The organism is Streptomyces sp. CRCS-T-1 (assembly GCF_024442335.1).
GTDB lineage: Bacteria > Actinomycetota > Actinomycetes > Streptomycetales > Streptomycetaceae > Streptomyces > Streptomyces koelreuteriae.
In genome coordinates, this window is the sequence record NZ_CP101651.1 from 4,114,600 (window position 1) to 4,127,156 (window position 12,557).

Consider the following 12,557-nt stretch of genomic DNA (forward strand, 5'->3'; position numbering starts at 1 on the left):
AACGCGTCAGACCCTGTGGACAACTCCCCGGCTGTGGACAACTCACGCGGGAGCGGGCTGCACCTGCCCTTGCGACACCTGCGCCACCTCGGCGAGCAACCGCTCCACCCGCCCCACCGAGACATCGATCCGGGCCAGCACCGCGGGCACGCAGATACTCGGCAGGAAATGCTCGAACAACACGACGACCCGGCGTTCCAGATCCTGCCGCTGGCAGCGCAGCTGGGACAGGAGCTGGACCCCCGAGAAGCTGCCGACCAGCAGTTCGGCCGTCTCCGCCACGTCGACGTGCTGCAGCAGTTCGCCCTGAGCCTTGGCCTCGGTCAGCCGCTGCACATTCTGTTCGAACCACATCCCGAAGGCCTGTGCGCGGTCGAGGTCCATGGCGCCCTGGTCGAGGGCGAGCCCCACACTGGCCCGCACCAGCGGCTCGGACCGCAGCCGGCGGGCCAGCACCAGACCGGAGTCGACGAGTTCCTGGAGCTTGCTGGACTGCGGCGGGAGGGTGATCGCGAGCTGTTCCTCGAACACCCCGACCGCGAGCTCCTCCTTGGAGCCGAAATGGAAGTACAGCGCGCCTTTGGTGACGCCCGCCCGGTCCAGGATCTCTCCGATGGTCGCCGAGGTGTAGCCGCGTTCGTCGAAGACGGCCGCCGCCGCCTCCAGGATGGTCCGCCGGGTGCGGATCGCGCGCTCCTGTCGCGCCATCGGGTGCCTCCTGATCTCCGTCGATCCCTGTGAAGTCACTGTGCAGCGGGGGCGCGGGAGCCTGTCCCAGCGGCTTGGCTCACCCTTTGAAAAAAACCGGCTCGTCCGTATGTTAGTCAAACGTCCACATCACATACCGATCGCAGCCAGGCAGCCGATCCTGGGGGTTCTCATGCCGCAGACTGGGCCTTTAGGCGCACCCACGGACGATCAGACCGGACGCGGGGCCCCTCCGGCAAACAGAACCGTTGCGGCCGTCGAGAACGCGCCACAAACCGAGCGCGAGCCCCACCCCGCCGACACCCCCGAGCGCGGGCCGCACACCACCCTCACGCCCGAGCGCGGGCCGCACACCGCCGGCCGCACCACCGGCCGCGCCGTCACCACCGCCCTCGCCCATCGCACCACCGACACCGACGTCTTCCCCACCCGGTGGCGCCGAATCTCCGACACCCGCTTCCGCTTCACCGCGCACTGGCCGGCCGCCCACCCCTTCTTCGGCCCCGTCGACGACCGCCACCAGGACCCGATGATCGTGGGCGAGACGCTGCGGCAGGCCTCGATGGTGCTCGCCCACGCCGAGTTCGGCGCCCCGGCCGACACCCACTTCGTCATGTGGGACCTGACGGTCCGGGCCGACCCGTCCGCGCTGACGCTGTCGGACGCCGCCGAACCGGTCGACATCGACGTCGTGTGCTCCGAGGTGCGCCGCCGCGGCCGCGGCCTGAGCAGCATGCGGACGACGATGGAGTTCCGCCGCGCCGGACGCTTCGTCGCCCGCGGCACCGGCAGCACCGGCTGCACCTCGCCGCTCGCCTACCGCCGACTGCGCGAGCGGCAGTTGACGGCCCTGGAGACTCCGGTGCCGCTGCTGGAGGGCATCGCGCCCGAGCTGGCGGGCCGCTCCCGCGCCGAGGACGTCGTACTCGCCCCCGCCGACCGCCCCGGTGTCTGGCTGCTGCGCGTGGACACCCGCCACCCGGTCCTCTTCCCCCGCCCCAACGACCATGTGCCGGGCATGGTCCTGTTCGAGGCGGCCCGCCAGGCGGCGACCGCCGCGACCGGCCGGCACCCCTTCCTGCCCCGCGCGATGACGGCCCGCTTCGCCCGGTACGCCGAGCTGCACAGCCCCTGCCGGCTGGAGACCGAGGTGCTCGGCGCGGACCCGGGGGAAGTGACCGTACGGGTCTCGGGGCGGCAGGGCGGCGAGTCCGTCTTCACCGCCACCCTGACCTCCGCACGGCCCGTGCGGGTACGGTCGCTGTCGTGACGGCCAACCTTCTGATCACCGGCGCGAGCGGCTTCGTCGGCAGCCATGTGGCCGCCGCCGCCCGGCAGCGACCCGGTGTGCGCGTACGGGAGTTGTCCCGGCGGACACCGCCCGGCCCCGCATCCGTCCACGGCGACCTCGGCGACCCGGCCTCCCTGCGCGGCGCCTGCGCGGACACCGATGTCCTGGTGCACTGCGCCACCCGGATCAGCGGCGACGCCGAGACCCTCGAAGCCGTCAACGACGTGGGCACACGAGCCCTGGTCGAGGAGGCGGTGCGCGCCGGGGTGGGCCGGATCGTGTACGTGAGCACGGCCGCCGTGTACGGCCGGGGCCCCTTCCGCGGCGTACGCCCCGGGGAGGTGCCGATCGCGCCCGCGTCGGCCACCAGCCGCACCCGGGCCGCCGCCGAACGGCACGTCCTGGACGCGGGCGGCCTGGTGCTGCGGCCGCACCTGGTCTACGGCGAGGGCGACCGCTGGGTCGTCCCCGGACTGGTGTGGCTGCTGGGCGAGTTGTCGGCGACCCTGACCGGCTGTACGGCGCTCCAGTCGATGATCGACGTGGACACCCTGGGCCGTGCGGTGGCGGCGGCGGCCCTGTCCCCGGCGCACGACGGCGGAGTGCACCACGTCAACCACCCCGAGCCGGTCGGGATCCAGGAACTGCTCGGCGCCGTGGGCGCGCGGTTGGAGGTGCCCGGCGCCGACGCCTCGGTGGATGTCGCCACCGCCCTGGAACGGGCCGCCGGGACACCGCTCGCCCTCCACCACCTCGGCATGCTCACGGTCGACCACTGGTTCGCGGACGACGCCTTCTGGAAGGACCTCGACTGCTCACCCGGCGAGGGCTTCGCGGCGGAATTCACGCGGGCGGCACCCTGGTACCGCTCGTTCCTCCGGGACCGGGGCGCCACCTGACCCCACCCGCGTCTTACGGACGGGTGCCGTGGAGCAGTACGGGCAGTTCCTCGTGCCCCGTCGAGATGATGGAGCGCAGCCGCTTCGGCGGGCGGGACGGGTCGGCCAGGGCCAGTCGCGGGAAGCGGTCGAAGAGGGACGTCAGGGCCGCCGTCGCCTCGGCCATGGCCAGCGGGCGGCCCAGGCAGTGGTGCACGCCGTGGCCGAAGGAGACGTGGTCGCGGCTGGTGGCGCGGGTGAGGTCGAACCGTTCGGCGTCCGGGCCGTGCCGCTCGGGGTCGCGTCCGGCACCGGCGAAGGAGACCACGAGCGGGTCGCCCTTCGGGATCGTCAGGCCCGGCTCGATCTCGATGTCCTCGACGGCGTAGCGCAGACCCGACATGGCGCCCGGCGCTTCGAGGCGCAGCGACTCCTCCAGGGCGTCCTCCCAGGTCGCGCGGCCGGAGCGGACCAGTTCGAGCTGCTCGGGGTGGGCGAGCAGGCTGTGCACGGTGTTGTCGATGAGGTTGACGGTCGTCTCGAAACCGGCGGTGAGCAGCAGGATCAGGTTGTCCATCAACTCCTGTTCGCTGAGGCTTCCTTCGTCGCGGGCGGCGATGAGGGCGGTCGTCAGGTCGTCGGCCGGGTGCGCGCGCTTGTCCTGGAGGAACGCGGTGAGCGTGCCGTACAGCTCGACCCCGTTGGCCTGGGCGTCCTCCAGGGAGATCGCGGTGTCGAAGAAGCGGTCGATGATGCGGTACAGGGCCGCGCGGGGGCCGTCCTCGCCGGGCGGTACACCGAAGAGTTCGCACACCACCTCGTGCGGCACCGGCGCCGCGAACGCCGCGCGCAGGTCGACGACTTCGCCCTCCGGGATGCGCTCCAGGTCGTCCAGGGCCCGGTCGACGATCTCCTGGACGCGCGGGAGCAGCGCGTCGACGCGCCGCTTGGTGAAGGCGGCGGCCATCGGCTTGCGCAGCCGGGTGTGGTCGGTGCCGTAGGCGGTGACCATGTTGCGCACCGAGACCCAGATCGCGAGGGGCCAGGTGCGGGAGATGTCCCCGTTGATCCAGGCGGGCCAGTGCCGGAAGGCGTCCTTGCTCGTCTCGGGGCCGGCCAGCAGCCGCTTGTTCAGCTCCAGGCCGTTGATCCACCACGCCCGTACGCCGCCGGGCAGTTCCACTTCCACGGCCGGGCCCTGGTCCCGGATCCGGGATATCTCGCCGTAGAGGTCCTGTCCTGACGGGTCGATCGTCAGGAAGGGACAGGCCTGCTGTGCCATGACACTTCGCTCCTCGGTCCAGAGGCTGGGGAACCATGGTGCGATCCGGCCATCGAAAAAACTTGCCATCCGGTTTGTTTTGGCCACTGCTTCACAGAGTGTTGGCCAGGGACAGAGGAGGCACGGACGGAGCAGACAGGGACAGAGGAGGCACGGACAGAGCGGACGGGGACAGGGCAGAGCCTGTCTCGGCGCCGCTACGCCCGCAGATACGCCAGCACCGCCAGCACCCGGCGGTGGGTCTCGTCCGCGGGCGGCAGGTCGAGCTTCATGAGGATGCCGGAGATGTGCTTGCCCACGGCCGCCTCGGAGACGACCAGTTCGCGGGCGATCGCGCCGTTGGACCTGCCCTGCGCGATCAACGCCAGCACCTCACGCTCGCGCGGGGTGAGCCGCTCCAGCGGGTCGCGGCGGCGGCGCAGCAACTGCCGTACGACCTCCGGGTCGACGACCGTGCCGCCGTCGGCCACCTCGCCGAGCGCCTCCACGAACTCCTCGACCTGGCCGACGCGGTCCTTCAGCAGATAGCCGACGCCCGTGCCGTCGCCGGAGTCCAGCAGCTCGGCGGCGTACCGGCGCTGCACGTACTGGCTGAGGACCAGGACGGGCAACGTGGGCCGCTCCTCACGCAGCCGTACGGCCGCGTGCAGGCCCTCGTCCTGGAAGCCGGGCGGCATCCGTACGTCCGTCACGACCACGTCCGGCGCGTGCTCCCCGACCGCCGTGACCAGCGCCTCGGCGTCCCCCACGGCGGCGACGACCTCGTGCCCGCAGCGGCCGAGCAGCCCGACGAGCCCGTCCCGCAGCAGCACGCTGTCCTCGGCCAGGACGACGCGCAGCGGCCGGTCAACTCGCAGGCTCACAAGGGATCTCCACACGCAGCAGGGTCGGTCCGCCGGGCGGGCTGGACAGGGTGAGTCTGCCATCGAGCACCGACACCCGGTCGGCGAGTCCGGTCAGTCCGCTGCCCGCACCGGCCCGCGCACCGCCGCGCCCGTCGTCGCGGACCAGCAGGAACAGCCGGCCGTCGCGATGCCCGCCGCTCACCTCCGCCCGGCTCGCCCCGCTGTGCCGGCCCACATTGGCGAGCGCCTCGCACACCACGAAGTACGCAGCGGCCTCGACGGCCTGGGAGAGCCGCCCGGACAGCTCCAGATCGACGTCCACGGGCACGGCCGAGCGGTCGGCGGCGTCGGTGACGGCGGCTTCGAGTCCGTAGTCGGCGAGGACCTTGGGGTGGATGCCGTGGATGAGCTCGCGCAGTTCGGCGAGGGCCGTGCCCGCCTCCTCGTGGGCCTTGGCGAGCTGGTCGGCCAGCGGGCCGGGCGGGGCGTCGAGACGGGCCAGGCCGAGCGTCATCGTCAGGGCGACGAGCCGCACTTGCGCCCCGTCGTGCAGATCGCGCTCGATCCGCCGCCGTTCCGCCTCGAAGGCGTCCACCAACCGCACCCGGGACCGGGCCAGTTCGACCACCCTGGCCCCCAGGTCGGCCTCGCGCGGCGCGATCAGCAGCCGCGTCAGCCCGGCCCTGGCCCCGGCCACGACCCCCAGCAGATAGGCGCCCAGGACGAGGAGGACCAGCCCGAGGAGCGCGAATCCGAACGCGGCCGGCCAGCCGGTGACGAGCCACACCTTGAGCACCTTCGCCTCACCGAAGACGGCCAGGAGCACCGGCGTGGCGACCACGGTCAAGGGGCACAGCAGCCCGACCGCGAGCGCGAGCGCGTCGACCGGCCACAACAGCCCCGCGAACAGCAGGGCGTGGCCGAACTCCCGCCAGGTGGCCCGCTCCCGCAGCCGCGTCGTCAGCCAGGCCCGCAGGCCCGGGTCGCCGGGCGGCTCGTGCGGGTCGGGCGCCGGCTCCGGGTCGACCAGCCGCAGCCGCAGCCGCTCCAGCGCCGCCACCGGGATGCCCGCCAGGACCGTGCACAGCAGCAGCGGCAGCCCCACCAGCGCGAGCGCCAGCACCCCGCCCGCGACCGCCGACAGCACGATGCCCACGAGTAAGACGACTCCGGTCAGCGTGCCTGTGAGCAGATACCCGGCGGACCGCCAGGGCCACGCCGACAGCGCGTAGCCCGGGCGGGACAGGGCCTGCCACACGTTCCTTGGGTGCATGGAGATCACCGTAGAGGCCGGTCGGGGGCCCGGCCATGGGCTCGGACGGAGGCCCGGGGGTATGCCTGGCCCTACCCCGGATCTAGGTCCCGCCGCACTGCGCCGGCCCGCCCTCGCGGGATTCAGTTGAAGCCCGGTCAGTCGACACGAGGTAGGGACATGAACGCCATCCAGCTGGACTCGGTCACCAGGACGTACGGAGCCGTCACCGCACTCGACGGGGTGTCGCTCTCCTTCCCCGCCGGGACCTTCACCGCCGTCATGGGCCCCTCCGGCTCCGGCAAGTCCACCCTGCTCCAGTGCGCCGCGGGCCTGGACCGGCCCACCTCCGGCTCGGTCACGATCGGCGGCACGGAACTGACCGGCCTGAGCGAACGGCGGCTGACCCTGCTGCGCCGCGAGCGCGTCGGCTTCGTCTTCCAGGCGTTCAACCTGCTGCCCTCGCTGACCGCCGAGCAGAACGTCGCCCTGCCGCTGCGCCTGGCCGGCCGCCGCGTCCCGAAGGCCCGGGTGCGTCAGGCACTCCAGCAGGTCGGCCTCGCCGACCGGGCCCGGCACCGACCGTCCCAGCTCTCCGGCGGCCAGCAGCAACGCGTCGCCCTGGCCCGGGCGTTGATCACCCGCCCCGAGGTCCTGTTCGGCGACGAGCCGACCGGTGCGCTGGACACCCGGACCGGGCGTGAGGTGCTCGGGCTGCTGCGCGCCATGGTCGACCGCGAGGGCCAGACGGTCGTCATGGTCACCCACGACCCGGTCGCCGCCGCGCACGCCGACCGCGTGCTCTTCCTCGTCGACGGCCGCGTCCACGGGGAGTTGACCGACCCGGACGCCGAGACGGTCGCGGCCCGGATGACTCGCCTGGAGGCCGCGCCGTGCGCGTGACCCGCCCGAGGACCACCGCCATCCACACACCCCACCACCCCGAGGCCCTCCCATGCTGAGCATCGCCCTCCGCACCCTGCGCACCCGCTGGGTCACCTTCACCGGCAGCTTCGTCGCGCTCTCGCTGGGCGTCGCCCTGCTCACCGTGATGGGCCTGGCCCTGGCCTCCTCCGCCACCGCCCCGGAGCGCGGCCCCGAGCGCTTCGCCGCCGCCCCGGTCGTCGTCAAGGGCCAGGACACCCTGCGCGTACCGACCCCGATCGGCGACCGCACGTCCCGGCTCGCCCACCCGCGCCCGGTGCCCGCCGCGGCGATCGAGGAGTTGCGGATGCTGGGGCCCGTCGTCGCGGACCGCTCCTTCCCCGTACGCGCCGCGGACGCCCCCGCCGACCTGGTCGGCCACCCCTGGTCCACCGCCGCGTTCGCCCCCTACGACCTCGCCACCGGCCGCGCGCCCCGCACCGCCGACGAGGTAGCCGTCACCGGCGACTGGGCCCGCCCCGGCCTGCAACTCCGCACCGACCGGGGCACCGTACGTGTCGTCGGCACCCTGACCTCCCGCGGCTTCGAGAACGCCGTCTTCTTCACCGACGCCCGCGCCGCCGAACTGTCCCCTCCGATCTACCAGTTGGCGGTCACGGCGGACCCGGCAGCCGCGCGGAAGGCCGTGGGCGACAGCGCCCAGGTCCTCACCGGGAACGCGCGCCGCCTCGCCGACGCCGATCCCGACCGGGACAGCGAGGCGCTCACCGCGATGAACTCCCTGTTCGGCACCGCCGGGGGCGTCACCGCGTTCGTGTCGGTGTTCGTCGTGGCGTCGACCTTCGCCTTCGCGGTCGCCCAGCGGCGCCGGGAGTTCGCCCTGCTGCGCACCGCCGGGGCGACCCCGGGCCAGATCCGCCGGAGCGTCCTCGCCGAGGCCCTCGCCGTCGGCGCCCTCGCCTCGGCCGCAGGCTGCGCCCTCGGCTCCTACGCGGCACCGCTGCTGGCCGACCGGGTGGCCGCCGAGGGCCTCGCCCCGGCCTGGTTCACCATCGGCGACCACACCTGGCCCTACCACGTGGCCTTCTGGACCGGCCTGCTCGTGGCCCTCGGCGGAGCGACCGCGGCCTCCTGGCGGGCCGGGCGCACCGCCCCCACCGCAGCCCTGCGCGAGGCCTCGGCGGACAGCGGGACCCTGACCCCCGGCCGCCTCCTCTGCGGTGCGGCCCTCCTCCTGACGTCCGCCGTGACGCTCGCCCTCGCCCTCACCGACGCCCCGGGCGACCTCCTCCAGCGCAAGACGTACATCACCCGCCCGATGCTGCTGATCACCGCGACCGCCCTGCTCGCACCGCTCTTCCTGCGCCCCCTGACCCGGCTGCTGACCTGGCTGCCCGCGCTCCTGCCCGGTGCCGGCGGGCTGCTGGTCCGCGAGAACACCGCCGCCGGGGTACGCCGCACCGCCGCCCTCGCGGCCCCCGTCCTGGTCACGGTCGCCCTCGCGGGTTCCCTGCTCGGCGCCACCGGGACCCTCAACACGGCGAAGGCCACCGAGGCGAGCGAGCGCACCACCGCCGCCTTCGTCGTCACCCCGGCGGCCGGAACGACCTTCGACACCGCGACCCTCCGCAGACTGCGAGCAGTACCGGGAGCCGAGGTGTCACCGACGTCCACGACGGCCGTCCACGTCCTGGAGGACGGCGTGGCCCTCGTCCGCTCCGAGGCCCGCGCCGCGACCCCCGCCCTCCTGGCGGCCACCGCACGCCTTCCGCTCAGCGCGGGCAGCACGACCGACCTCGACGACGACTCGATCATCGTCAACGAGGAGTGGCAGGAGCACCGGGTCGGCGAACGGGTCCGGGTGTGGCTCGGCGACGGCACACCGCGCACCCTGCGGATCGCCGCCGTGATGTCCACCGGCACCGGCGACAACGGCGTCTACGTCACCCCCCGCAACGCCCCGGGCGCCACACCCGACCGCGTCGACGTGGCCCTGGCCGACGGCGCGAACCCGGACACCGTCGCCACCGCCCTGCGCCAAGCGCTCGGCACCGGGAACGGACAGGTCCTCACCCGCCAGGAATGGCTCGACGCCACCGCCCCCGGCACCAACCGCACCACCCGCCTCGGCCTTCTGCTCGTCCTCGGCATCGCCCTCCTCTACACGGGCATCTCCGTGGCCAACACCACGGTCATGGCCACCTCCGACCGGATCCGCGACCTGGCCGTGCTGCGGCTGACCGGCGCCACCCGGTGGCAGGTCCTGCGTCTGACGGCCGCCGAGGCCCTCACCGTCGTCGCCGCCGGCACGCTCCTCGGCCTCCTCGCCGCCGCCCTCAACCTCGCCGGCATGTGGAGCGCCCTCGCGCTGCTCTCGGTCCGTCCCGCCCTCACCCTCCCGTGGCAGGCCCTCGGCACGACGGCGGCCGCCTGCACCCTCCTGGCCGTCGTCTCCGCCACGCTCCCCGCGGCACTCGCCCTGCGCCGCCGCCCGGTCGAACTGGCAGGCGTACGGGAATGAGACCCCGAGAGCGGGTGGATCTCATCATGAGACCAACAGGCAGGAGCCCCATAAAGTGGAGCCATGCGACGGACCTCGTTCGACACCTGGCCCTGCTCCATCGCCCGCACCGCCGACATCCTGGGCGACGCCTGGACCCTGCTGGTGCTGCGCGAGGTCTTCTACGGCGAGTCCCGCTTCGACGGCTTCATCGGCACGCTCGGCATCGCCCGCAACACCCTCACCGACCGGCTGCGCCGCCTGGAGTCCGAGGGCCTGCTGGAGCGGCGCGCCTACCAGACCGACCCGGTGCGCCACGAGTACCTGCTGACGGACAAGGGCCGCGACTTCTTCGGCGTGCTCGCGGCGATCAACGCCTGGGGCGACCGCTGGCTGGCCGGCGACGAGGGCGCCCCGGTCGTCCTGCACCACACGTCCTGCGACCACGACACCCAGGCCCGGGTCGTCTGCTCCTCCTGCGGCGAGCCCCTGCACCACCGGGACCTGACCGCCCGCACCGGCCCCGGCTACCCGCCCCGCCTCCTGGACGACCCGGCCGTCCGGGAGCGCTTCGCCCCCGGACGGACCCTGGGGGATGCCGGATCTAGGACTTCGCCCTGACCAGCCCGGCGTCGTAGGCGGTGATCACGGCCTGGATCCGGTCCCGTGCCCCGATCTTGGCGAGGACCCGTCCGACGTGCTTCTTCACGGTGGACTCGCTGAGCACGAGCCGTTCGGCGATCTCCGCGTTCGTCCAGCCCTGCCCGATCGCGACCAGCACCTCGCGTTCGCGGTCGCTGAGGGCCCCGAGCCGCGGATCCGGCACGGGCGGGTCGGCCGGTGCCAGGACCTGATGGGCGTAGGCGTCCAGCAGGCGCCGGGTCAGCCGGGGAGCCACCACGGCGTCGCCGGTCGCGACCGCGTGGATGCCGGAGACGAGTTCCTCGGGCCGGGCGTACGCCGTGCCGCCCACGGTGACCGAGCCCCGGGTCGGGGCGTCCAGGCCGACGATCATGCGCATCGTCGTGGACTTGCCCGCCCCGTTGGGGCCGAGGAACCCGGTCACCTCGCCGGGCTTCACGGTGAAGCTCAGATGGTCGACGACCGTCTTGTCGCCGTAGCGCTTCGTCAGCTCGCGCGCTTCGATCATGGGTGGGGGCCTTTCCTGCCTCGACTCGGACCGGCCCGCGGACGCGCCGCGGTGTCTGATGTCGAAGCTAGGAGCGCGGCCCGCCCGGCCCCTGGGACCGGAGGCGACTCTTCGGCGTCCGGGTGGTACCGCGGTACCACCCGACCCACCGGAACCGGTGGCTCACAGCGAGGCCCCGGCAGCCGTGAGATAGCTCACGCGTGCGAACGGTCGTGGGGCCTGACCAGGCTGTGTGATGCCTCACAGGAATCACGGACACGAGAAACGGGCCCCTGCCGTGACTTCCGTCACCGGCAGAGACCCGTTTCATCGGTTCTCACTGTGCGCGAGGGGGGAGTTGAACCCCCACGCCCTTGCGGGCACTGGAACCTGAATCCAGCGCGTCTGCCTATTCCGCCACCCGCGCATTTGGGTGTGTCCTGGGCTCCTGTCCCTTGCGGGCCGGGCGCCTTCCGACACCCAGAACATTAGCACGCAGGAAGGGGTGGGTTCACATCCCTTCTCCCCGCAGGCAGACCCGCCCGCGAACCTTCGATGCCCTGGCCACGTATCAACACGCACTGATTCACGTATCAACCTCGTACCGGTACCCCTGGTCCGCGCGGGAGGCGGTCCGGGTCCACAGCCCGGTGCGGGACACTGGTCCACGGCCGCCTCTACGATCCTTGGCAGGGGTACGCGAGGCGGTGACGCGCAGCAGTACCACCGGAGGAGTTCGAAGACGAGCTCCACAGGGAACTTCGTCATGCGTCGACACCCGTCGGCATGGCCGACAGGGGGAACCAGCCGATCGAGCGGCGCGTGGATACGATCAGTAAGCAGTACCAGCAGTACCCGGCAAGCGGCCCGCAGGGCAGTACACAGGACGGCAGCCACGGAGGAGGTGCCCCATGGGAGTCCTGAAGAAGTTCGAGCAGCGTCTCGAAGGTCTGGTCAACGGCACCTTTGCCAAGGTGTTCAAGTCCGAGGTCCAGCCCGTGGAGATCGCGGGAGCGCTCCAGCGCGAGTGCGACAACAACGCCACCATCTGGAACCGCGACCGGACGGTCGTGCCCAACGACTTCATCGTCGAGCTGAGCACCCCGGACTTCGAGCGGCTCAGCCCCTACTCCGGCCAGCTCGGCGACGAGCTCGCCGGCATGGTGCGCGACTACGCCAAGCAGCAGCGCTACACCTTCATGGGCCCCATCAAGGTCCATCTCGAGAAGGCGGACGACCTCGACACCGGCCTGTACCGGGTGCGCAGCCGTACGCTCGCCTCCTCCAGCAGCCAGCAGGACGGCCCGGGAGGCGGCGCCGCCGCGCCCGCCGCCCCGCAGGGCGGACGCGGTGGCTACGGCTACCCGCCGGCCGGCGGGCCCTCGGGCGCCCCGCCCATGCCGTCCGCGCCGCCGCCCGGCGGCCGCCCCGGCGGCTACGGCCAGCCCGCGGGCGGCCAGCGGCCCCCGGCCGCCCCGGCCGCCCCGGCCGCCGGCGGACGCACCCGCCACTGGATCGAGATCAACGGCACACGCCACCAGATCTCCCGCGCGACGCTGGTGCTGGGTCGCAGCACCGAGGCCGACGTGCGGATCGACGACCCCGGCGTCTCCCGCCGGCACTGCGAGATCCGGACCGGAACGCCCTCGACGATCCAGGATCTCGGATCCACCAACGGCATCGTGGTGGACGGGCAGCACACCACCCGCGCTACGCTCCGCGACGGCTCGCGGATCGTCGTGGGCAGCACCACCATCATTTACCGGCAAGCCGAAGGGTGAAGCGGG

At 73.0% G+C, this 12,557-nt stretch carries 11 protein-coding genes and 1 tRNA gene; 6 read left to right on the forward strand and 6 right to left on the reverse strand.

Annotation, left to right across the window (positions count from 1 at the left end; all coding sequences use genetic code 11):
* Positions 1-42 precede the first annotated feature (42 nt).
* Positions 43-708 (reverse strand): ScbR family autoregulator-binding transcription factor, encoded by a 666-nt coding sequence (locus tag NNW99_RS18555; RefSeq protein ID WP_215120261.1) that lies wholly within the window; start codon positions 706-708, stop codon positions 43-45.
* Positions 709-880: 172 nt separating this feature from the next.
* Here NNW99_RS18555 and NNW99_RS18560 point away from each other — a divergent pair, with 172 nt between their 5' ends.
* Positions 881-1,978, forward strand: coding sequence for a ScbA/BarX family gamma-butyrolactone biosynthesis protein (locus tag NNW99_RS18560; protein ID WP_215120262.1), 1,098 nt, complete (start codon positions 881-883; stop codon positions 1,976-1,978).
* Positions 1,975-2,898 carry an NAD(P)-dependent oxidoreductase gene (locus NNW99_RS18565; RefSeq protein WP_215120263.1) on the forward strand — a complete coding sequence of 308 codons (924 nt, stop codon included), beginning with the start codon at positions 1,975-1,977 and terminating at the stop codon, positions 2,896-2,898. Before NNW99_RS18560 ends, NNW99_RS18565 begins: the two co-directional genes overlap by 4 nt.
* 13 nt (positions 2,899-2,911) lie before the next feature.
* On the opposite strand, the gene NNW99_RS18570 is transcribed toward NNW99_RS18565, so the two are convergent.
* The 3 genes from NNW99_RS18570 to NNW99_RS18580 form a co-directional block, all read right to left on the reverse strand.
* Complete coding sequence (locus NNW99_RS18570; RefSeq protein WP_215120264.1) at positions 2,912-4,159, reverse strand: cytochrome P450; 1,248 nt, start codon at positions 4,157-4,159, stop codon at positions 2,912-2,914.
* 197 nt (positions 4,160-4,356) lie between these two features.
* Complete coding sequence (locus NNW99_RS18575; protein WP_215124344.1) at positions 4,357-5,016, reverse strand: response regulator transcription factor; 660 nt, start codon at positions 5,014-5,016, stop codon at positions 4,357-4,359.
* Positions 5,006-6,277, reverse strand: a complete 1,272-nt coding sequence (locus NNW99_RS18580; RefSeq protein WP_215120265.1) for a sensor histidine kinase — start codon at positions 6,275-6,277, stop codon at positions 5,006-5,008. The genes NNW99_RS18575 and NNW99_RS18580 overlap by 11 nt, the downstream gene beginning before the upstream one ends.
* Positions 6,278-6,436: 159 nt before the next feature.
* On the opposite strand from NNW99_RS18580, the gene NNW99_RS18585 reads away from it, so the two are divergent.
* The 3 genes from NNW99_RS18585 to NNW99_RS18595 all read left to right on the forward strand — a co-directional run bounded on the left by NNW99_RS18585 (position 6,437) and on the right by NNW99_RS18595 (position 10,262).
* A complete protein-coding gene (locus NNW99_RS18585; protein ID WP_215120266.1) occupies positions 6,437-7,159 on the forward strand; it encodes an ABC transporter ATP-binding protein in 723 nt (240 codons plus the stop codon).
* A 52-nt stretch (positions 7,160-7,211) separates the two neighbouring features.
* Positions 7,212-9,662: an ABC transporter permease gene (locus NNW99_RS18590; protein ID WP_215120267.1), complete on the forward strand. Its 2,451-nt coding sequence runs from the start codon at positions 7,212-7,214 to the stop codon at positions 9,660-9,662.
* Between the two features lie 63 nt (positions 9,663-9,725).
* The gene (locus NNW99_RS18595) at positions 9,726-10,262 is read left to right on the forward strand and encodes a helix-turn-helix domain-containing protein (protein WP_215120268.1); all 537 of its coding nucleotides are present in this window, start codon (positions 9,726-9,728) and stop codon (positions 10,260-10,262) included.
* On the opposite strand, the gene NNW99_RS18600 is transcribed toward NNW99_RS18595, so the two are convergent.
* Both NNW99_RS18600 and NNW99_RS18605 read right to left on the reverse strand, forming a co-directional pair.
* The gene (locus NNW99_RS18600) at positions 10,246-10,791 is read right to left on the reverse strand and encodes a LuxR C-terminal-related transcriptional regulator (protein ID WP_215120269.1); all 546 of its coding nucleotides are present in this window, start codon (positions 10,789-10,791) and stop codon (positions 10,246-10,248) included. The genes NNW99_RS18595 and NNW99_RS18600 overlap by 17 nt on opposite strands.
* A gap of 322 nt (positions 10,792-11,113) precedes the next feature.
* Positions 11,114-11,197, reverse strand: a tRNA-Leu gene (locus NNW99_RS18605).
* A gap of 484 nt (positions 11,198-11,681) precedes the next feature.
* On the opposite strand from NNW99_RS18605, the gene NNW99_RS18610 reads away from it, so the two are divergent.
* A complete protein-coding gene (locus NNW99_RS18610) occupies positions 11,682-12,551 on the forward strand; it encodes a DUF3662 and FHA domain-containing protein (RefSeq protein WP_215120270.1) in 870 nt (289 codons plus the stop codon).
* Positions 12,552-12,557: the final 6 nt, after the last annotated feature.

Bases quoted from the DNA above. Each gene is read 5' to 3' on its own strand.
- NNW99_RS18570 (WP_215120264.1), bottom strand. From the start codon at position 4,159: ATGGCACAGCAGGCCTGTCCCTTCCTGACGATCGACCCGTCAGGACAG.
- NNW99_RS18600 (WP_215120269.1), bottom strand. From the start codon at position 10,791: ATGATCGAAGCGCGCGAGCTGACGAAGCGCTACGGCGACAAGACGGTC.
- NNW99_RS18610 (WP_215120270.1), top strand. From the start codon at position 11,682: ATGGGAGTCCTGAAGAAGTTCGAGCAGCGTCTCGAAGGTCTGGTCAAC.
- NNW99_RS18595 (WP_215120268.1), top strand. From the start codon at position 9,726: ATGCGACGGACCTCGTTCGACACCTGGCCCTGCTCCATCGCCCGCACC.
- NNW99_RS18555 (WP_215120261.1), bottom strand. From the start codon at position 708: ATGGCGCGACAGGAGCGCGCGATCCGCACCCGGCGGACCATCCTGGAG.
- NNW99_RS18590 (WP_215120267.1), top strand. From the start codon at position 7,212: ATGCTGAGCATCGCCCTCCGCACCCTGCGCACCCGCTGGGTCACCTTC.
- NNW99_RS18585 (WP_215120266.1), top strand. From the start codon at position 6,437: ATGAACGCCATCCAGCTGGACTCGGTCACCAGGACGTACGGAGCCGTC.
- NNW99_RS18580 (WP_215120265.1), bottom strand. From the start codon at position 6,277: ATGCACCCAAGGAACGTGTGGCAGGCCCTGTCCCGCCCGGGCTACGCG.
- NNW99_RS18560 (WP_215120262.1), top strand. From the start codon at position 881: ATGCCGCAGACTGGGCCTTTAGGCGCACCCACGGACGATCAGACCGGA.